This is a genomic window from Draconibacterium sp. (assembly GCF_041583095.1).
In the GTDB taxonomy this organism is placed as follows: Bacteria; Bacteroidota; Bacteroidia; order Bacteroidales; family Prolixibacteraceae; genus Draconibacterium.
Genome location: NZ_JBFHGM010000066.1, coordinates 1 through 20,416, shown reverse-complemented (window position 1 = coordinate 20,416; position 20,416 = coordinate 1). Strand labels below are relative to the sequence as shown.

At 41.6% G+C, this 20,416-nt stretch carries 14 protein-coding genes; 7 read left to right on the top strand and 7 right to left on the bottom strand.

The annotated features are described in order from the left end of the window. The 5 genes from ABZB17_RS08505 to ABZB17_RS08485 all read right to left on the bottom strand — a co-directional run. The coding region (locus ABZB17_RS08505; RefSeq protein ID WP_372649392.1) for a RagB/SusD family nutrient uptake outer membrane protein at positions 1-1,467 on the bottom strand (1,467 nt) is incomplete at its 3' end. A 29-nt stretch (positions 1,468-1,496) separates the two neighbouring features. After that, entirely contained in the window at positions 1,497-4,928 is a 3,432-nt protein-coding gene (locus ABZB17_RS08500; RefSeq protein ID WP_372649391.1) for a TonB-dependent receptor, read from the bottom strand. A gap of 135 nt (positions 4,929-5,063) precedes the next feature. Next, positions 5,064-6,032: a FecR family protein gene (locus tag ABZB17_RS08495; protein ID WP_372649390.1), complete on the bottom strand. Its 969-nt coding sequence runs from the start codon at positions 6,030-6,032 to the stop codon at positions 5,064-5,066. A gap of 126 nt (positions 6,033-6,158) precedes the next feature. Beyond that, the gene (locus ABZB17_RS08490; protein ID WP_372649389.1) at positions 6,159-6,758 is read right to left on the bottom strand and encodes an RNA polymerase sigma factor; all 600 of its coding nucleotides are present in this window, start codon (positions 6,756-6,758) and stop codon (positions 6,159-6,161) included. A gap of 116 nt (positions 6,759-6,874) precedes the next feature. Then, a complete protein-coding gene (locus ABZB17_RS08485; RefSeq protein ID WP_372649387.1) occupies positions 6,875-8,521 on the bottom strand; it encodes an alpha-L-fucosidase in 1,647 nt (548 codons plus the stop codon). A 240-nt stretch (positions 8,522-8,761) separates the two neighbouring features. On the opposite strand from ABZB17_RS08485, the gene ABZB17_RS08480 reads away from it, so the two are divergent. From ABZB17_RS08480 to ABZB17_RS08465, 4 genes are all read left to right on the top strand, one after another. Continuing rightward, positions 8,762-9,487 (top strand): FadR/GntR family transcriptional regulator, encoded by a 726-nt coding sequence (locus tag ABZB17_RS08480; protein WP_045033261.1) that lies wholly within the window; start codon positions 8,762-8,764, stop codon positions 9,485-9,487. A 14-nt stretch (positions 9,488-9,501) separates the two neighbouring features. Beyond that, entirely contained in the window at positions 9,502-10,935 is a 1,434-nt protein-coding gene (locus ABZB17_RS08475; protein WP_372649385.1) for a transglutaminase family protein, read from the top strand. A 100-nt stretch (positions 10,936-11,035) separates the two neighbouring features. Beyond that, positions 11,036-12,223, top strand: coding sequence for an NlpC/P60 family protein (locus tag ABZB17_RS08470; RefSeq protein ID WP_372649383.1), 1,188 nt, complete (start codon positions 11,036-11,038; stop codon positions 12,221-12,223). 18 nt (positions 12,224-12,241) lie between these two features. Beyond that, the gene (locus ABZB17_RS08465) at positions 12,242-13,255 is read left to right on the top strand and encodes a dipeptide epimerase (RefSeq protein ID WP_372649381.1); all 1,014 of its coding nucleotides are present in this window, start codon (positions 12,242-12,244) and stop codon (positions 13,253-13,255) included. Positions 13,256-13,338: 83 nt separating this feature from the next. Here the strand turns inward: ABZB17_RS08465 and murQ are convergent, their stop codons facing one another. Beyond that, positions 13,339-14,160, bottom strand: a complete 822-nt coding sequence (gene murQ / locus ABZB17_RS08460; protein WP_372649379.1) for an N-acetylmuramic acid 6-phosphate etherase — start codon at positions 14,158-14,160, stop codon at positions 13,339-13,341. Further along, the gene (locus ABZB17_RS08455) at positions 14,157-15,002 is read right to left on the bottom strand and encodes a hypothetical protein (RefSeq protein ID WP_372649378.1); all 846 of its coding nucleotides are present in this window, start codon (positions 15,000-15,002) and stop codon (positions 14,157-14,159) included. Before ABZB17_RS08455 ends, murQ begins: the two co-directional genes overlap by 4 nt. A gap of 122 nt (positions 15,003-15,124) precedes the next feature. On the opposite strand from ABZB17_RS08455, the gene ABZB17_RS08450 reads away from it, so the two are divergent. The 3 genes from ABZB17_RS08450 to ABZB17_RS08440 all read left to right on the top strand — a co-directional run. After that, positions 15,125-18,097, top strand: coding sequence for a fibronectin type III domain-containing protein (locus ABZB17_RS08450; protein ID WP_372649376.1), 2,973 nt, complete (start codon positions 15,125-15,127; stop codon positions 18,095-18,097). A gap of 16 nt (positions 18,098-18,113) precedes the next feature. Continuing rightward, positions 18,114-19,574: a glycosyltransferase family 2 protein gene (locus tag ABZB17_RS08445; protein WP_372649374.1), complete on the top strand. Its 1,461-nt coding sequence runs from the start codon at positions 18,114-18,116 to the stop codon at positions 19,572-19,574. Positions 19,575-19,679: 105 nt separating this feature from the next. Next, on the top strand, positions 19,680-20,416 hold a 737-nt coding region (locus tag ABZB17_RS08440), incomplete at its 3' end, for a DUF4922 domain-containing protein (RefSeq protein WP_372649373.1).

Genomic DNA, 20,416 nt, shown 5'->3' with positions numbered 1-20,416 from the left:
TACCTCGGCGTATCGCATTTCAATCCACGCATTTTCGTTGTTAAAGTATTGCCCAACGGTTGCCGGATCCTGGTATTTTATAATGTAATAACCGTTTTTAGTACCGTTCCATGCCTCGATTGGACCCTGGCGGGTATCAACTCCGGCAGTTTGTGTACCATCGGCTGCAATATAATATCCGGTTTGAACACGATTGTCCGGATCGAATGCTACTGCATCTGTTGGGCGTTGGATCCATGGTGCTCCATCAAAAAGAACAGTAGCGTAAAAGCGTGGTTCTCTACCTACGTATGGATTGATTTCAGGATCTGCTGCTAATTCAGCCGCTGTAGCTTCGCGTAATTCTTCATCACCCGGGCTGTATTTATCCCAAACGAAAGGACTTCCATCGGCCATCTCGAATTCGCGAACGGCAAGTTCGTTCGGACCATTGTTTCCCCAGTTGTGGTAACCATTCGGTCCCCACCATCTGTTTTGAGTGGTTCTGTTACCCTGAGCCTGCAAGTGTTGCACACCCCAGATAGCTTCATCATTCCATGCTCCCTTTTGGGTGAAAATGTTAAAGAAGTTTTCAGAATAAGCTTCAATATCTTCTTCTGTTAATGAAGAAGGAGGATCGTCGGTTCCACCTGTTAAAGAGTAATCTCCATAGTTCCCGTCCATGATTCCTTTGGCAATGGTTTGCGCCTGAGTCAGTAATGACTCTCTGCTGTGCGACTGGAACGAAACCAGCGGATCATTCTCATATCCACCATGCATCAATTCACCTGTACTCCAGCTTAAAATACGTGATTTTAAAGCTGCAGCAGCACCTTTGGTAGCGCGTCCCTGTTCCATATCATCTTTTGTTGGAAGTCCGGCAATTGCTTTGTCAAGGTCGGCTAAAATAAAGTCAAGAGTTGCATCTAATGAAGATCTTTCAATTGACAAGAAATCTTCACCTAGTTCAAAAGGCTGGTCAACCAGAACCAAACCACCGTAAGAGCGCATTAAGTTTACATAGTCGAAAGCACGGATAAAATAAGCTTCGGCAATGTATGTAGCCAGTTGTAGTTCTTCTCCAGCATTTTCGGTAGGAACATTTTCTGCATTTGCAAGAAATACGTTTACATTTTTAATATTGCTGTATAATCCCCAGGTAATCCAGTTAAAACGCCAGTTTCCAAAGTGTCCCAATTCATCAGGGCTCATAATACCCTTTACAAAGGGGTAGCCTGCCGGACGGTGAATACACATCATTTCGTCGGTGGCTCCGGCCAATAGGTCTTCTCTTAATCCCAATAGCATATTGTTATCAACACCAATATAGTCGTAACATCTGCCCAAATATGCTTTTGTTAGGTTTAAGTCTTCAAAAACAGATTCCTCGTTAAAAGCATCAACCGCCTTTTGGTCGAGAATATCGTCGCATGATGTTGTTGCAATAATCAGCGTCAACACCAGTATCGAACCTAATATTTTTTTCATATTCTTCATTTTTCAAAATTCATTAATTACTAAAATGTAACTTTAACACCAAGAGCCAGTGTTCTTACAGCCGGATATTGCATTGGAGCTCCAATTTCCGGATCGAAGTTCTTTTGAGCAGCATAAATCAGGAACAGGTTGTTTCCTGCGAAATATACCTGGGCTCTTGAAATTCCCAAATCGCCAAATACAGAATTTGGAATGGTATAGGTAAGAACAGCATTTTTCAAACGGCAATACGCCATATTATCCAGATGGTAAGTACTCATATTGTTATCAAACGACCAATACAAGTCATCACGGTTGTAGGCTCTTGCCACATCGGTGTTTCTGTTTTCAGGTGTCCAACGGTCGTCGAAACTCCATTGGAAGTAGTTACCTGCTTCACCACGACGTCCATCCGAAATGTTCATTCGGTAATATTTTCCCTGACCTTGAGCCAGTAATGATAGGTGCCAGTTTTTGTAGTCTAAGTCAACCGATAAACCATAACTTACTTCCGGCATATCTGTTTGGTCTACAAGAATCCGGTCGTCGCCGGTAATCGATCCGTCACCATCCACATCGCGGAAAATAACATCACCTGGTTTGGCGTTGTCCCAGTGCGGATATCCGTTAACAGCTGCCTCATCGGCAAAAATGCCGATAGCATCGTACATTAACCAGGCTCCGTAAGGGTGTCCGGTACGTTGTTGCCATGGTTCTGCTCTTTCCGGCTCGTCCATAAATACCACTTCGTTGTGGTTATAAGAGAACTGACCGGTAAGGTCAAGACGAAGGTCGGAAGTAATATTTTTGTGGTATCCGGCTTCCAGCTCAAAACCGCGGTTATCAACTTCTGCAATATTCTCATCAGGTAATGCCAATCCTGTAAATTGCGGTACTGAAGCATCTCTTGAAGCTAAAATATCAGAACGTTTGCTGTAGAAAACATCTGCATCGAATGAGAATAAGTTATCAAGAATTTGCGATTCGAAACCAAGATTGTAAGTAGTTTGTTTCTCCCAGGTAATATTTGGGTTTGCCACTCCATCTTGTTGAACAACTGTTTCAACTTGTTTTCCTGAGCCCATGGTTAAACCCGTTCCCAGAATATATTTATTCATGAACTGGAAAGGATCACCCGGGTCCATACCCATTTTTCCGTACGATGCCTTCAGTTTGAAGTAGTTGATGGCCGATAGATTATTTTGCCAGAAACTTTCTTCCGAAGCTCTCCATCCCAACATTAAACCAGGGAAATTACCCCAACGGCTATCTGGAGGGAATTTTAAAGAACCATCGCGACGGAACAGTGCTTCCACTAAATATTTTCCTGCATAGCTATAGTTGGCACGACCAATAATTGATTTACGTGCATAAATCCAACTCCAGCCCCAGTTATCTTTATCGGTATCGGAACCGGCATCAATAGTTTGTACAACGTCAGAGATGTAGTATTTACGGAAAGCTCCCATTTCATTTCGGCTTTGGTCTATCTGTTCATAGGCTCCGAAAATTGAGAATGAATGTTCGCCAAAATCACGTGCATAGTTAAAATTGAAGTTGGCTAACTTTCGAATTTTTCTTTGGTAGGTTTCTGCAAGTTCAGGAGAAGAGTATCCTCGTTTCGCAGGAGTTAAATCCATGTCGATAATATAACCTTCTGAGTCATAGGTTGCTGAGGCCTCGTTTTCAGTGTATAGTGTCCATGGTTTACGGAATTCTTTTCTGTACCAGTTTGATACATCGTATGAATAATATCCGCTAAGCGTTAAACCTTTAATCGATGGCGGTGCAATTGTGGCCTTAAAAGTTAACTGGTTGATGTAGTCTTTCTGGTCGTCGTAACCACCTTCGAAAGTAGAAGTTACAACAGGGTTATCACCATATTCAATATCCGGTCCCGGTAATCCGTTTGGCCAGAATGACCAACGCGTAGGAAGCAAGCGGGTTGACTGGCCGTAAATATCACCTGCACCTTTTGTTGGGTACAATTTGTTATTTAAGAAACCCGCGTAATCAATCGATGTGGTTAACCAATCGGTAATAGGAAGTTCCAGTTTTGCACGCAGGTTGTATTGCTTATAATTGGTTGATTCCTGCTTGTAAATAGCTTCTTCGTTTTTGTAACCCAGTGAAACGTAGTAGTACATTCCGTTAGTACCACCATCGATACTAAAGTTATGTTTGCTGGTAGTTGTCCAGTCGTCTACTAAGTCGCCTACCCAGTCGCTATTGGGGTGTTTCCAGGGGTCTCTGCCGCTGTAAAACAATGCGATGTCCTCATCAGAATAAGTACGCTCTTTGTTTTCGTAGTCCTGGTATTCACTCAACATAGTGGCATAATCGCCGGCGTTAGTTACTTCAGGAAGAATAGTTGGAGTCATAAAACCCTGGTAGAACTGGTAGTTTAATCTTGGTTTTCCTGATTTTCCTTTTTTGGTTGTTACAAGAATAACACCGTTAGCTGCAGATGAACCGTAAATGGCAGCCGATGCATCTTTCAGTACCGATACACTTTCAATATCCACAGGGTCAACATCGCCCAGCGAACGACCAGGGATTCCATCAATTACAACAAGCGGAGCAGTAAGCTCAGGATTGTCATTACGGTCTCCTAGTGTGGTACGACCACGCACAAGAATAGTAGCGTTACTCTGTCCCGGCTCACCGGTTGTTTGAATACCGGTAACACCACTCATACGACCCGATAGTGTGTTGGTAACGTCGGCAGCAGGAATAGCTTCAATTTGCTCACCGCTAACCGTTGCAACCGAACCTACCACATTTGCTTTTTTCTGAGAAGCATAACCTACGGCAATAACTTCTTCCAAACCAATGGCTTCAGCCTCCAGGGTTACGTCGATGTTTGTTTTGTTGCCAATGTTTATTTCCTGAGCTCTCATTCCCACGAATGAAAAAACCAGAGTTTTGGCGTCAGCAGGAATACCTGTTAAATTGTAGTTACCATCTATATCGGTAACAATACCAACGGTTGTTCCTTTTACAATTACCGATACACCTGGAAGAGGCATACCTTCTTCGTCGACAACAGTACCCGAAATTGTTTTTTCCTGAGGATTGTCAGATTTGGTAACAGATGGTACCTTGCTGGCTTCAGGATAAACAATAACTTGTCGGTCAATTACCTGGTAAGCAAGCTGGTGTTGTGGTAAAATTTCATCTAAAATTTCTTCAACACGTGCATCTTCAGTCGTTACCGACACTTTTTGATTGTCGTTTACAACATCGTTGTTGTAAACAAATTTGAACTCGCTTTGATCAGCGATGGTTTGAAATACCTCTTTCAGGCTGGCCTTTTTCATTTTTAAATCGAACTTAATCGATTCGGAATACGTGCTGGCCTGTACACTAACAACAATCGCCAGTAACAATGCCATAGTGACACCTGCTACGCGACGAAATTTTGTTAGCCATCCCGATGAATGGGAAAGCTTAGCATGATTGCATTTTTCCATACAATAATAGTTTAGTTTGTTAAACAATAAAATTTAGTTCATTTAAATCTCCCGATTGAAGAGTTGATCAGACTCACGAAAAGATTTTGCGTTTTGTTCTTAATTCATCATTTTTAATCGTGTCTCTTTTTTTATTTATTCTATAATTATTCCGTTGGTGTTTATTTTGTATTCAAATGTTTTGGCAACACTCAGTAATTCGAGAATTTGTTCAAGTGATTCTTCTTCAAACTCCCCTGAATATTTCAGCTTTCCGGTAACTGAGTCGGCAACAAAAATCCGTGTTTCAAAATGGCGCTCCAGTTTTTTCGAAATGCTAAACAAATCTTCATCATAAAACCGCAATATCCCATCGCGCCATTGAGCCGGTTTGCCTAAATCAGTGTGCAATAATTTCATTTTTCCGGTGCTGGTGTTGTAATAAGCACGATCGCCCGGATTTAAAATGGCAGCATTGTTATTTGTATTCGGATTTAGCTGAACTTTTCCTTCGTATAACGAAATCTCATGAATATCGTCGGTAGGGTAGGCTACCACATTAAAATGGGTTCCCAAAACCTTAGTTTTAAGGTTCGAGGTTTCAATAATAAAAGGTTTTTCGGCATCCGGTGCTACTTCAAAATAAGCTTCACCAAACAGGGTTACTTCTCTTTTGTCGCCAATAAATGGTTCGCTGGCAATTAACAACGACGAGGAGTTTAACCATACCTTCGTTCCATCACTTAAGGTTACTGTTTTAATTTCTTTGGCTTTGCAACTGTACTGGTTTAATGTTGGAGCCTGCTTCTTTTCTATCAAATAGTTTATAGAAAAGGCCATTGATACAACTAATAATACAGAAGCTGCAATTCCGATCCATTTCCAGTCATTGGTTTTCGGACTTTGATGATATGTGAATCCGAGCTTTTTTTCAGTTTGCTGTATTATGGAATGTTTTTTTGCTTTTGGGAAATATTTCCTCCAGAAGGTATTAATAATGGAATATTTTCGCGCAATAGATTTATGTTTGTCCAACTCATTGTTAAGAAGTCCATCTTCTTCTTCGCTGATGGCTTCTGTTAGCTTTTTAACAATGAGCTCGTAGGTATTGTCTTTGTTCGTCATCTTTTGTCTTTCTACCTAAAAAGACGTTTGTAATTTATACTATACCTAATTCAACAATAAAAAAATCAATAAATATTACTCTTTATTTAAAATGGAAGGGAAAAACGTAATTACGCTGAACGCATATTACCAGATGAAGGAGAATAAACTGGCTTGTTTTAACGGTGAATTTTTTGCTTTCTTTTTCTTGTCGATGCCTAGTGCCTCGGTTATTTTTTTTAGTGCGGTAACCAGGTGGTTATTTACCGTTTTTTCCGAAATGTCCATTATTGAGGCAATTTCACGGTGTTTAAAGCCATTTATTTTTGCAAGAGAAAAAGCTTCTCTGCATTTAGGAGGCAGTTCGCTAATGGCTTCGTGAATTTTATTCAACATTTCTTTTTCTATCGTCTCATCATCATTGCTTTCTACTGCGGGGAATAAAAAATCGTTGTATTCATCGATGAATACAATTTTTTCATTTTTCATTTTCCGTATATGAGACAGGCAGCTATTTTTTACTGCTATAAAAAGGTAGGATCTGATGTTTTGGATATTGGGCAGTTCTGACCGTTTATGCCATATTTTAACATAAACATCGCTTATCAGTTCTTCCGCAATTTCCTGATTGCGTACAAAACTTAAAGCATACTGAAGTAATTCATCAGAGGTGACTTCCATTAACAGTTGAAAGCTTCTGGTATTTCCTTCGGCAATTAACAGTTTCGTTTTTTGATCGTTTAGCATCTAGTTTTTGCAAGTTGTGCAGGTCATTTTTAAAGGAGATGCACTTTAGTTTAATGGAAAATAAAAGTAATGAACCTGAATGTAAAAAAAAAGGATTTTTTTTAAAAATGATTTAGCTAGTTAGATGAAATTGTTTTGTAGTTACCATAAATAGTAGCTTTTGGTTGTTTGGCAACCGTTCGGTACTGGTAGGTAAATTTTTTGTTTTTTACCGGAATTCTAAACATAAATAAGTTATCCTCGATTTCCAGGTTTTTTGTTTCGGTCCATTCGTTAGAATTAAGTTCATCAATAAATTCAGGACGCGGGCGATATTGAAAACAAACTTTAAGATTTTCCGGATCGCCCTGTTCAATAATTTTACCGTTGAACTGTATATAGCTCGCTCCGCCTGATTGTATTATCTCGGCCTCTTCGGTAACCACTACTGACGGAGTAAAGGCAGGCCGGGCATTGGTGATTTTTAATACAAGAGGGTAGTTCCATTTATGATTATTGTATAAACGCTGTGCTCGCACACACGAAATATGCAAACCGTCTTCTTCCTGTTTGAAAAATGTCGTGGCATTGAGGTCATGCATGTATTCAACGCGTTTTCCCGATTGCCCTAACACTTCAACGTTGGTATTTTCGGTAATGCTAACCGATTTCAAAACAAATTCGCGGCGTTCGCCACGTGCCCATTCCGTTTGTTTAGTCATTATTGCATATAGTGTTTTTTCTTCCGGTTTCCAGGTAAACCATATATTTTCTTCGTTCGGAATAATCCAAGGTTTTGTGGCCTCAATTGCTTCGCCGTTTACAAAATTCCAGGCAGCAATTTCGCGCAGCAGGTTTTCCTGTTCTTCGGGAATTTCACCACTTGGTTTTGGCCCGATGTTGAGCAGTTGGTTGCCTCCTTTAGCACGTGTCTCAACCAAAATCTCAATTAGCCGGGTACCGGTTTTATAGGCCTCGTTAGCCGGTTTGTAAGCCCATTGTGTCCCCATGGTTAAACAAGCTTCCCACGGATCGCGAAGTGTGGCACCAGGCAATGTTTGTTCCGGTGTTTCCATGGCGCCGCGGGTTATCACAACATCGGGGTGAAGCTCCCAGGCTACTTGTTTGCATCTCTCAACCAGGAGTCCTTCGCCTCCATCGTAGAAAAGAATATCGATATCGCCGTATTTGGCCATTAATTCAATGGTTTGAAGTTCGTTCAGTTCCGCATATTTATTCATAATATGTTGTGGAATATCGTTGATATTTGTGCGGTGAATTTCAATTCCGTTTTCATACAGAAAATGAAAGTCTTCAGGTGAAAAATAAAATCCAACTGCCAATCCTGCTTCTCGTGTAGCTTCAACATACTCTTCTAACAGGTCCTTTTTATAAGGTGTATTGGTAATGTTAAAGTTGGTGGTTTCGGTGTCCCACATGCAAAAACCAGAGTGGTGTTTTGTTGTAAACACAATGTATTTCATTCCGGCCAATTTGGCTAGTGTTGCAATTTCTTTTGCATCAAAATCTTTTGGATTAAACGTTTTTGGAAGCTCGTTAATGTAACGGTCAAGGTAATCTTCAGATGCACCAACCATCGAGTGGCTGATTACAATTCCCAACTGGCTGTCGAAACTAAAATGCACGAATAGGCCAAAACCAAGATCACGAAACCATTCAACACGCTCGGGTTTGTTTAGGTTTAGTACTTCGTTGTTTGTTGTTTGCGCCCATAGAGCTAACGAGAATGAGAGTAACAGAAATGTTATGCCTGACTTTATCATTGTAAGATAGATTGATGTTTTAAGGACTGTTAATGTACTAAAAAATAACAGGCGTACAAGCTTAAACCCGAAGCATGTTTTTATTCAAAATTGCAATGTTTTACTAATCAGATTCATACGATTTTTTCGCGATAAAATAAAACCATATTGATTACATAAATATATAATTTCTATTAAAATGCTACATTTGTAATATGTAGTACATTAAACGCATTTACTACTTGACCAAAATTTACGATAATGGATGAAATCTTTAGAAAAATCGGAAGCAAGTTAACGCTGAGCCAAAAAATTGAACGAAGAATTGAAGCTGCAATTCGCGAAAAAAAATTGCCCGTAGGATCAAGGTTGCCAACCGAGAGAGAATTGTGCGAATCGTTTGGTGTTAGCCGAACAGCATTACGCGAAGCATTACGTCGTTTAAGTGCGCGTGGGCTTATAGAAATTACAAAAGGTAGTGGAATGACTGTTACCGGGTTAAAGATTGATGACGCCATTGAAAACCTGAACTTGTATTACGACATGCAATTCGATCATAACCTGATTGCACAAATTATTGAAGTGCGCAGGTTATTTGAGCCCGAGATTGCCGGACTGGCAGCCAAACAACGCACGCAAAACGACTTAAGCGATATTCAGGATAATATTGAAGCTTTTAAAGCCTGTAATCCCGATAATATTCAAATGGAGGCCGACCTGGATAATAAATTCCATTTGCTGATTGCCAAAGCAACGCATAACCCGATTGTACAGATCTCGATGGAGCCTATTTATTCGCTTCTGCCTCGCATGCGAAACCTGATTTATGCGAACGTAGAGGGAGAAAAGGACATTACACTCGAGTATCATCTGAAAATATTTGATGTAATAAACAAACAAAAAAGCGACGAGGCAGCTGAGTTGATGAAAGTACATTTGCGTCGAACAATGGAAATTTACCAGAAATACCTGCATAACTCGTACTAGTATACACCCGTTTTATGAAATTTTTGCAAGGAGTATTTTTTATAGGTGTGGCATTACTGGTTTTTGCCTGTCAAAGTAGAAAAGAGGAAGTGTTCAACTATCAAAATTATTTATCGCAGGGAAAATTCAAAGAAGCTGAAAGCGGGTTGAATCAACAACTTTCTGCTGATCCGCAAAATGAACAATTAATGATTCAGCTGGAAACCATCCGGCGTATCCGAAAAGAGTTTCCTTACACACGGGCCGAAGTAAAAGAACAGTTACGTAAATGCTTTCCGGATTTAACAGAAGAAGATCTGACCCAATGGGAAAATGCCAGACAGTTGGAGATGCGCATTATAGATGGTGAAAAGCGTTATTTTTCAAGGGCAGTCAGCAATTTCTTTCGTTTAAACGAAGCCGCCGGAAAGATTAGGGAAGAAAAAAACGGAAAAGCTTACGATGGTGTGGAAGATTTTCAACAAACCGTTATTCCGCAGTGGTTTGAAAAAACTATTGAGCCGCGAAAGCCTTTCAGTCCGCAACGAATTAAAGTAAATTATACGATTACGCTCGACGCCAATGCAGTGCCGTCAGGCGAAGTGGTAAAATGTTGGTTGCCTTATCCGCGAACCGGATCGCAGCGTTTGCCAAAGGTCGAATTTTTGGAGGCCAGCCAGGAGGATTATACAATTGCTCCGAACGAAACCATGCAGCGAACCGTTTATATGGAGAAAAAAGCGGTGGAAGGTGAGAAGACGGTTTTTCAATTCTCCTATATCTTTGAAACTGCAGCGCAGTGGTTCAATATTAAACCGGAAGATGTAAAGGTTTACGATAAAAACTTGGAGCTTTATAAAAAATACACCGCCGAACGTTTGCCGCATATTGTGTTTAACGACCAGATAAAATCATTAGCTAAAAATATTGTTGGCAACGAAATAAATCCGGTAAAGCAGGTAGAAATGCTGTATTATTGGATGAACAATAACATTCCGTGGGCCGGTGCGCTCGAATATTCGGTTATGCCTTGTATTCCGTGTTATGTGCTCGAAAATATGCATGGCGATTGCGGTATGCAAACTTTTTTGTTTTTGAGTATGGCTCGTAGTCTTGGAATTCCGTGTAAATGGCAAAGCGGCTGGTATTTATTGCCGCAAACCAAAAACCTGCACGACTGGGCCGAGGTGTATTACGAAGGAGTGGGCTGGGTGCCGGTTGATCCCTCGTTTAAGTTGATCGATTCGGACGACCAGCGAATAAAAGAGTTTTACCTGAACGGGCTGGATTGTTACCGACTGGTGGTAAACGATGATTTTGCCTGCGAACTGGTTCCTCCTAAAAAGTTTTATCGAAGCGAACCTTTTGATTTTCAGCGGGGAGAGCTGGAATGGGAGGGTGGTAACCTGTATTTTGATACATGGGATTATCATCTCGAATTAGAATATTTGCCGGCTACCGAAAACTAATTGTATCTTGATGTTAAGTATGAATTTTTCGAGTGATAATTCTTCGGAAAAATCACTTTAAAATCTATATTTGTAATATGTAATACAAATTTGGCAAGGCATGAAATTTACTCACATTATTTTTCTATTCTTTTTGGTTATGGCATCTTGTACGCAACAACAACAATCATCTGACATTGAACAGCAAATTGATCAGTTGATCGATCAGCAAATTAAAGATAAACGCGTAGACTATTGTAAGATAAATGTTTCGTTTAACGATGGACAGCCGGCAATTACCGGAGTCACAGTTTCGAAAACTACTTTTGATACCTTAAAAACGTTTGCATCAGAAAATGGATGTGATTTTTCTGTTGACCTGTTACCTGATGACGCTTTCGGCGAAAATCCATGGGGCGTTGTTACAATCTCCGTTTGTAATATTCGGAGTAACTCAAGGCATTCGGCCGAGATGTTGACGCAGGCCATTATGGGAACTCCCGTTAAGGTTTACCGCAAAGAGGATGGCTGGTATTTAATTCAAACGCCCGACCGTTATTTTGGCTGGGTTGATGGTGCCGGAATTGCCTTAAAAAGCAATAGCGAAATGGCCGAATGGAAAACGTTTAAGAAAGTACTTTACAAAAATCAATATGGTTTTGCCTATGCCGAAGCGGATGCTAAATCAAACATTGCAACCGACCTGGTACTTGATAATCTGCTAAGTGTGGTGGATGAAACAGCTGGATTTTATAAAACAGTTTTGGCCGACGGTCGTGAAGCTTTTGTGAAAAAGGACGAATGTATGGGCCTTGCTAATTGGTACAATAAAAGTGTTGTCGCAAAAGATGTGCTGGCAACGGCCGAAAAATTTATGGGCGTTCCGTATTTGTGGGGCGGTACCTCGGCGAAAATGGTCGATTGCAGCGGTTTTGTAAAATCGGCTTATTACAATTATGGAGTAATTTTGCAGCGCGATGCATCGCAGCAAACGCTATACGGAGAGTTGGTTGATACACAAAATGGCTACGAAACTTTAGAAGCCGGCGATCTGGTGTTTTTCGGACGAAAAGCTACCGAAGACCAACGTGAAAGAGTAACGCATGTTGGATTGTGTTTGGGCGATCAGGAGTTTATCCATGCATCGGGGAAAGTGCGTATAAATAGCTTGAACCGCAACAGCGAAAAATATACCGAACATTACGAAAAAGGTTTTGTACGTGCCCGCCGTATTATCGATAACGTTGATGGCGACGGAATTGAGTGGGTAGTCGACAACACGTTTTTCAAACAGGTTTTACCGGAATAACATCAAGAATCAGAACACATGCAATTAAGTTTTAAACCTTTTGAACTTCAGTTAAAACATACTTTTACGCTGGCTACAAGTTCGCGAACAACCACGCCTGTAATGTTGGTTGAATTGGAGCACGGCGGGCTAACTGGATATGGAGAAGCTTCAATGCCGCCTTATTTGGGCGAATCGCACGAAACAGTTACCCGCTTTTTGAATAAAGTGAACTTGTCGGGATTTAACGATCCGTTCCGTATGGATGAGATTCTTGAATATGTGGATCAGCAGGAGCCGGGAAACCGCGCAGCAAAAGCCTGTATTGATATTGCTTTGCACGATTTGGTGGGTAAAATATTGGGGCACCCCTGGTATAAAATCTGGGGATTAAAACCTGAAGATACGCCATACACAACCTATACTATTGGTATCGACACGCGCGAAGTGGTAATTGAAAAAACCAAAGAAGCCGCCGAGTTTAAAATGCTAAAGGTTAAAATGGGGCGCGATAACGACAAAGAGCTGATTGAAACCATTCGTTCGGTTACCGATGTGCCTTTGTGTGTGGATGTAAACCAGGGATGGAAGGATAAACACGAAGCACTCGACATGATTCACTGGATGGATGAAAAAGGGATTGTTTTTGTCGAGCAACCCATGCCAAAAGAACAGCTGGACGATATGGCCTGGTTAACGGCGCACAGCCCGCTGCCAACTATTGCAGACGAAGCTTTTCAACGCATTCACGATATTCCGAAATTTAAAGATGTGTACTCCGGAATAAATATCAAACTGATGAAAAGTACCGGAATGCGCGAAGCAAAAAAGATGATCGATGTAGCGCGGGCACTTGATATGAAGGTTATGATCGGCTGTATGACTGAAACCTCCTGCGCTATTTCTGCGGCCTCGCAATTGTCTCCACTTTGTGACTGGGCCGATCTCGACGGTGCATTGCTGATTACCAACGATGTTTTTGAGGGGATGAAAGTGATCGACGGTAAAGTTACCCTGTTCGATCAACCCGGAATTGGTGTAGTTAAACGCTAAGCGCATTTACAAAAAAAAGAACCGAAAAAACTGATGACTCAGTTCTATTCGATTCTTATCTTTCGCATAGATTGTAATCTGTCCTAAACAGATTTCTGTCCTGATTTTTTGTAATTATCGAGTACGGCCCGAACTGATCCGTGTAAGAGTAACAGGCGTTTGGCTTCTTCAAATTCAATGCCAAGTTCGTCAACGATCATTTTCGATCCGCGTTCAACCAGCTTTTTGTTCGTTAGCTGCATGTCAACCATTTTGTTGCCTTTTACGCGGCCCAGTTTAATCATCAGCGAGGTGGTGATCATATTCAGCACCATTTTTTGCGCTGTTCCGGCTTTCATTCTTGTACTTCCGGTTACAAACTCGGGGCCTACAATCGGTTCGATGGCAATTTTTGCCACCCTGGCAATTTCCGAGTAAGGGTTACAGGTGATACAGGCGGTAAGCAATCCGTTGTTATTGCCATCTTGCAAGGCACCAATAACATATGGTGTACCTCCTGAGGCTGCAATCCCAACGATGGTGTCGCGCTCGTTTACCTGAAACTTTTGAAGATCTTCCCAACCACCGTGAATATTATCTTCGGCGGCTTCAACAGCCTTGCGAATGGCACGGTCGCCACCGGCAATAAGGCCGATTACAACGCCATCGGGCATACCGTACGTTGGCGGTATTTCCGATGCATCAAGAATTCCCAATCGTCCGCTGGTACCCGCACCCAAATAAAACAATCGACCGCCTGATTTAATGCGCTCAACAAGTTGGGTGACTAATTTTTCTATCTGTGGAATTTCTTTTTGTACGGCAATATGAATTTTTGCATCCTCGTTGTTAATTCCGGTTAACAGTTCTTCAACTGTCATCTGGTCGAGGTTGTCGTATAAAGATGATGATTCTGTGACCCTCATTTTTCTTCTAAATTGGTATGGAACTTTTTAAGTCCGTTTATAGGTTTATCAATAATATTTCCGATCTCTATTTTTCGGTTGAACGCGACTTCTTTAAGTAAATCTGAATAGTGGTACGCAATCGACCCCACAAAGTTTACCGTGTAGTTTTGATAGTCGTTATAGCGCTCAATATTCCGAAAAAAGAAATCAGTAAAACTTCTTTTTATCAGATTCTGAACGTAAATGTGATTTCTGTTTTTACTCAAAAATTCTGAAAATTTAGCCAGGTAGCGACTCGGGTATTCCTGGCGATAAACTGCGTTTAAAACATCTGCCATCTCCAGGTGCAGTTCGTTTTCCATTTTTTGTTTCAGATCTTCGGGAACGGCGCGTTTAAAATAGTCGTTCAACAGAAGTTTACCCAGGTAAGCACCGCTTCCTTCGTCGCCAAGAATAAAACCCAGCGTAGGCACTTTGTCAATAATCTCCGATCCGTTGTAAAGGCACGAATTGGTTCCGGTGCCCAGAATGCAGGCAATTCCTGATGATTTTCCCAACAGTGCGCGTGCCGCTCCTGTAATATCGTCTTCAACAGTTATCGATGCTTTTGGAAATACTCTTTTCAACGCATCCGAAACAACGCGGTCGGTTTTGCCTTTTATGCAGCCCGCACCATAATAATGTACTTCGCTTACCTCTTCTTTTTGATCGTTTGTAAATGTGCTTGAAAGAGTGGCAAAAATTTCTTCGGTTTGCTGGAAAAAAGGATTAATTCCAGGTGTGTTAATTATAAATTCTTTTTCAGGACTAATAAATAACCAATCGGTTTTTGATGAGCCGCTGTCTGCTATTACAATCATTCGGATACTATTGGTTTATTTTCAGAAATTTTCTGTCGCAAATGTACAAAATCTTTTCTGAATTGGTAATATGTAATACAAATTTTATCTACATTTGTTGCCATAATCTTAGTCGGAAAACTATGAAAAATTTAAACCTGACTAAATATGAAATCCTTAAAGTAAACAAGAAAATGACAAAATTCCTGTTAATCTTGTTCACAATTCTCATTTATACCTCTGCAAATGCTCAGCAAAAGGAATCCTTGAAAGAGCAGCTTAATAAAGTTTTAAAGCAAAAAAACAGCACCGCATTCTATGTTGGTAACGAAAATTATCTGAACGGGAAACGGGTAGCGCTCGACACTGCATACTTTTCGCAGGGCAACGATACATTGTATCTTTATTTTAATAAGGCACTGGCAGAAATGCCTTTTCGGGAAAACAGTTTGTCGCATGTTCACGACTCCATTCGAAATGTTTTGCCCGATTCGTTAAAAGAGATCCCTTTGAAAATTTGGGCCAATCAATTGCCTTTGCAGGAACTGGTGCCTAATTATTACAGAAACAATATTTCGGTTGATAGAAACAGGTTGACACCAGTGAGTAGAAAACGCAAAAATGTGGTTCAAAAGGTACGTCCGTATTCGATTTCGGAAGGTTTGGATGGAGCAAATATTGCCTTATGGAACAGTCATGGCTGGTATTACGAACCTGCCCGCGATCGTTGGGAGTGGCAACGCGCACGTCTGTTTACCAACCTTGAAGATATTTCGCCCAGTTCGTTTGTAATCCCGTTTATTATTCCGATGCTGGAAAATGCAGGAGCCAATGTTTTTAATGCACGCGAACGCGACTGGCAGATCCACGAAGTGGTTGTTGACAATGATAAATCGACCGGGAAAAGCAAATTCAAAAAACCACGAAAACGGAATGCTGACGAAAACGGATTTGCTTATACTGAATTGATTCAGGGAATCACAAATCCTTTTCAGGAAGGAACGGCGGTACGTTTTGAAAGCCGGAATAAATCAAATGTTGCCACCTATATTCCTGATTTTCCCGAAGCAGGAGATTACGGTGTTTATGTTTCGTATGCAAAAGGAGACGGGCCGGTTACATACCGTGTAACGCATTCGGGAGGAGTTAGCGATTTTTTGGTTGACCAACGAATGGGTTACGGAACCTGGATTTATCTCGATAAGTTCTATTTCAATGCCGGAAAAGATAAAAAGGCCGCCAAAGTAGAATTGATCGTACCGGAAGGCGAGGGAAAACATTTCTCGGCTGATGCTGTGCGTTTTGGCGGAGGTATGGGAAACATTGTCCGCAATGGAAAAGCCGGCGGGTTAGCCCGTTTTTATGAAGGTGCGCGTTACAACCTGCAATATTCCGGAGCGCCCGACACGCTGGTGTGGAATCTGTTCAACGGCAAAGACGACTACAAAGATGATTATATGAGTCGTGGGGAATGGGTAGACTGGTTAATGGGAGCGCCTTTTGGACCGACGAAAAACCGCATGGCTCCGGGCCTGGAAATTCCCATCGACCTGGCTTTTGCATTTCATACTGATGCCGGAATTTTACCCGATAACCAGATTGTAGGAACGCTTGGGATTTATTCAACCGACAGAGATACTTCTGTTTTTCCTGACGGACAATCGAAATACGCCTCGCGCGATTTGACCGATCTGATACAGACGCAGATTGTAAGCGATATAAATGCCGTGTATAAGAGCAACTGGACACGCCGCGGAATGTGGAATTCGCAATACAGCGAGGCTTACCGTCCGCAGGTGCCAACCATGCTATTGGAGTTATTGTCGCACCAAAACCTGGAGGACGCAAAATATGTGCTTAATCCAAAATTTCGTTTTGATGTTTCGCGTGCCATTTATAAAGGAATGTTACGTTTTATTACGTTGCAAAACGAGCAGGATTACGTGGTGCAGCCTTTGCCGGTTGATCATTTAAATGCTTTGTTTACCGATGTAAATGCAGTGAAATTAGCATGGCAACCGGTAACTGATGAATTGGAACCAACTGCAGTTCCTGAAAAATATATGGTTTATAAACGTATCGGCGATAACGGATTTGATAACGGAACGTTGGTCGATAAGCCGGAAATAACATTAACTGATCTGGAGCCCGGTAAAGTGTATGGATTTAGGGTTACAGCGGTAAATGCAGGTGGCGAAAGTTTTCCGTCTGAAACGGTGGCAGTTGGAATGGCCGAAAGCAGCAAAGGCGAAGTGTTGATCGTAAATGGTTTCGACCGTATTGATGGACCGGCCATTTTTGAGACCGAATCGCTGGCGGGCGTTTGGCGTTTTCTCGATCATGGTGTGGCTTATGGATATGAAATGTCGACTACCGGAGATCAATATGATTTCGAACGCAAATCTAACTGGTTGGATGACGATAGTCCGGGATTTGGAGCGAGTTATGCCGATCTGGAAACAACCATTTTCAGAGGTAATACTTTTGATTTTTCGCTGGTACATGGAAAAAGTCTGTTGGCCAATGGTTATAGTTTTGTAACGTCAAGTGATGAAGCCGTGGAAGAAGGTTTGGCTGATCTTGAAACCTACAAACTGATTGATCTGCTTTACGGTGAAGAGAAACAAACTTTTCTGCCGGGTAAGGATTCTGTTGCTAATTTCGAAATCTACACAGATAAAATGATAAATGTGCTTTCTGAATATGCAGAAAATGGCGGAAAGATTTTTATGTCGGGAGCGTATGTTGGCACAGAAGTTCCAAAAGATAAAGCGCAAAAAGGACGGATCGGAAATCTTTTTGGATTTAAATGGCGGACAAACCATGCAGTAAAAGGCGGACAGTTTTATTCCGTGAATTCAAATAGTAACTTTACAGGTGCGTTCAACACTGATTATACATTGGAACAATACCCTGTTGAAGCACCCGATGGAATTGAGGCCTTTGATGCAAATGGAAAGACGATTTTCCGGTATACAGAGAACGGAATTAGTGCAGGCGTTTATTACGAAAATAAACACAAATCGCTGGTGCTGGGATTTCCTTTTGAAAGTGTAAAAGGGCAGAATGAGCGCGATGCCTTAATGCGTGAGATACTGAAAATGTTAGAAGAATAAGAAAAAACTATAGATAATGACTAAAATTAACTGTTTCGTACCCGCCGCTACCTGGTCGCAAGTGGCGGAAATGATTGGAGAATTACAGGCCAATCCTTCAGTAAATAAAATATTTTTACCCGAAAATGTGGCCAAAGAAGCCGGCGAAAAGGCAGAAGCTTTTTCGTTTGAAACACTAACTTCTGCTGCAACGGTAAGAGCTATGGCTGCTTTAGCTGAAGACGCGGATTACGTTTTGTTGCTGACAAAAGTAACTGCCGTAAAACTGGGGCAATTTGCCATCGAGCGTTTGGTGGACACGGCAGAATTAACCGGCGCTGTAAAGGTGTATTCCGATTATTACGAGGTAAAAGAAGGCAAGCTGGCAACGCATCCGGTGATTGATTACCAGGAAGGCAGTTTGCGCGATGACTTTAATTTTGGTCCGCTGGTGCTGTATAAGGCTAATGCATTCACAACTGCTGTAAAAAACATGACACAGGATTTTGAACATGCCGGAATGTATTACCTGCGTTTAAAGGTGGCGCAGCAAGGCGAATTGTTCCGCATTCCTGAATTTTTATATACCATTGACGAGACAGACAACCGCAAAAGCGGACAGAAAATATTTGACTATGTAGATCCGAAAAACCGGCAGGTGCAGGTTGAAATGGAGCAGGCAGCAACTGAACATTTAAATGATGTTGGCGCCTGGTTAAGTCCTGATTTTACTCCGGTTGAGTTGAATGAAAAGGCTTTTGCAAAAAAAGCTTCAGTAATCATTCCGGTGCGAAACCGCGAAAAAACAATCGCAGATGCTATCGAGTCGGTGCTGATGCAAAAGACGGATTTCGATTTTAACCTGATTGTTATCGATAATCACTCAACAGATAAAACCACTTCCATTATCAAATCTTTTGCTGAAAAAGATGATCGTGTGGTTCATATTATCCCGGTTCGTGAAGATCTTGGAATTGGCGGTTGCTGGAATTTAGGTGTTCACGATTCGCGTTGCGGAATGATTGCCATGCAGCTCGATAGTGACGATATATACAAAGACGAAAATACACTGCAAAAAGTGGTTGATCTTTTTGAAGCCGAAAAATGTGCCATGGTTGTGGGCACCTATCAGCTGGTGAATTTTGATTTGGAGGAAATACCACCAGGTATTATCGACCATAAAGAGTGGACACCAGACAATGGAAAAAACAATGCTTTACGAATTAACGGTTTGGGAGCGCCGCGTGCTTTCTATACGCCGGTGTTGCGCGATGTGAAAATTCCGAATACCAGCTACGGCGAAGATTATGCTGTTGGTTTGGCTATTTCAAGAGATTACCAGATCGGCCGTATTTACGACAATCTGTACCTCTGCCGCCGTTGGGACGATAACTCGGATGCCGCGCTGGATATTGTAAAAATGAATGCTCACAATACCTACAAAGACCGCATTCGTACCATTGAATTAAAAGCCCGTCAACGGAAAAACAGAATGTAGAGCCATGCTTCGACTCCGCTCAGCATGACATTTACATTAGTAGAATAGTAGTATTGTTGTCACGGTGAGCGAAGTTGAACCGTAATTGTGCAATAAACAAACTTTATGAATTCAATTTCAAAAGAAATAAAACAACTCCTTTCAGATCAGAAAACGGAATGGGAACTGGCGGGAAAGAACTTCGCCGGACTGGAAAACGTGCAGGTACGTGAATTTCAGTTCGAGGGATTTACGGTAAAAGTTCAGTTTAATCCCGGACGAATTGTTTCGTCGGCAGCCAAAGTGGATAAAAAGTCGATTGAAGCGCGTCCGTGTTTTTTGTGTGCGGCAAACCGTCCGGCTCAGCAACGTGGAGTAACTTTTGGCAATTACGAGATGTTGATAAATCCATTCCCGATATTTCCCGAGCATTTTACTATTCCGGCTTTTGCACACACGCCGCAACAGATAAAAGGAAACTTTGGAAGTATGCTCGATCTGGCACAGGCGATGGAAGGTTTTACCTTGTTTTACAACGGACCAAAATGTGGTGCGTCGGCACCCGATCATTTTCATTTTCAGGCCGGAAATGCAGGTTTTATGCCACTGGATGATGAAACAAGCGCATTAAAAGAAAAATACGGTGATAACTGGGAAAAAGATGAAGTGAATTACTGCGCCATAAAAGATGGACTTCGCAACTTTTTGGTGCTGGAGTCGGCCAATAAAATGGCTTTGATTAATGCGTTTACACACATCTATAAAGCGCTTGCAGAGCCACCAAGTGATGAGGAGCCGATGCTGAACATTCTTACCCGTTATGATGATGGAGGCTGGCAAATTTTGGTGTTTCCACGTGCCTT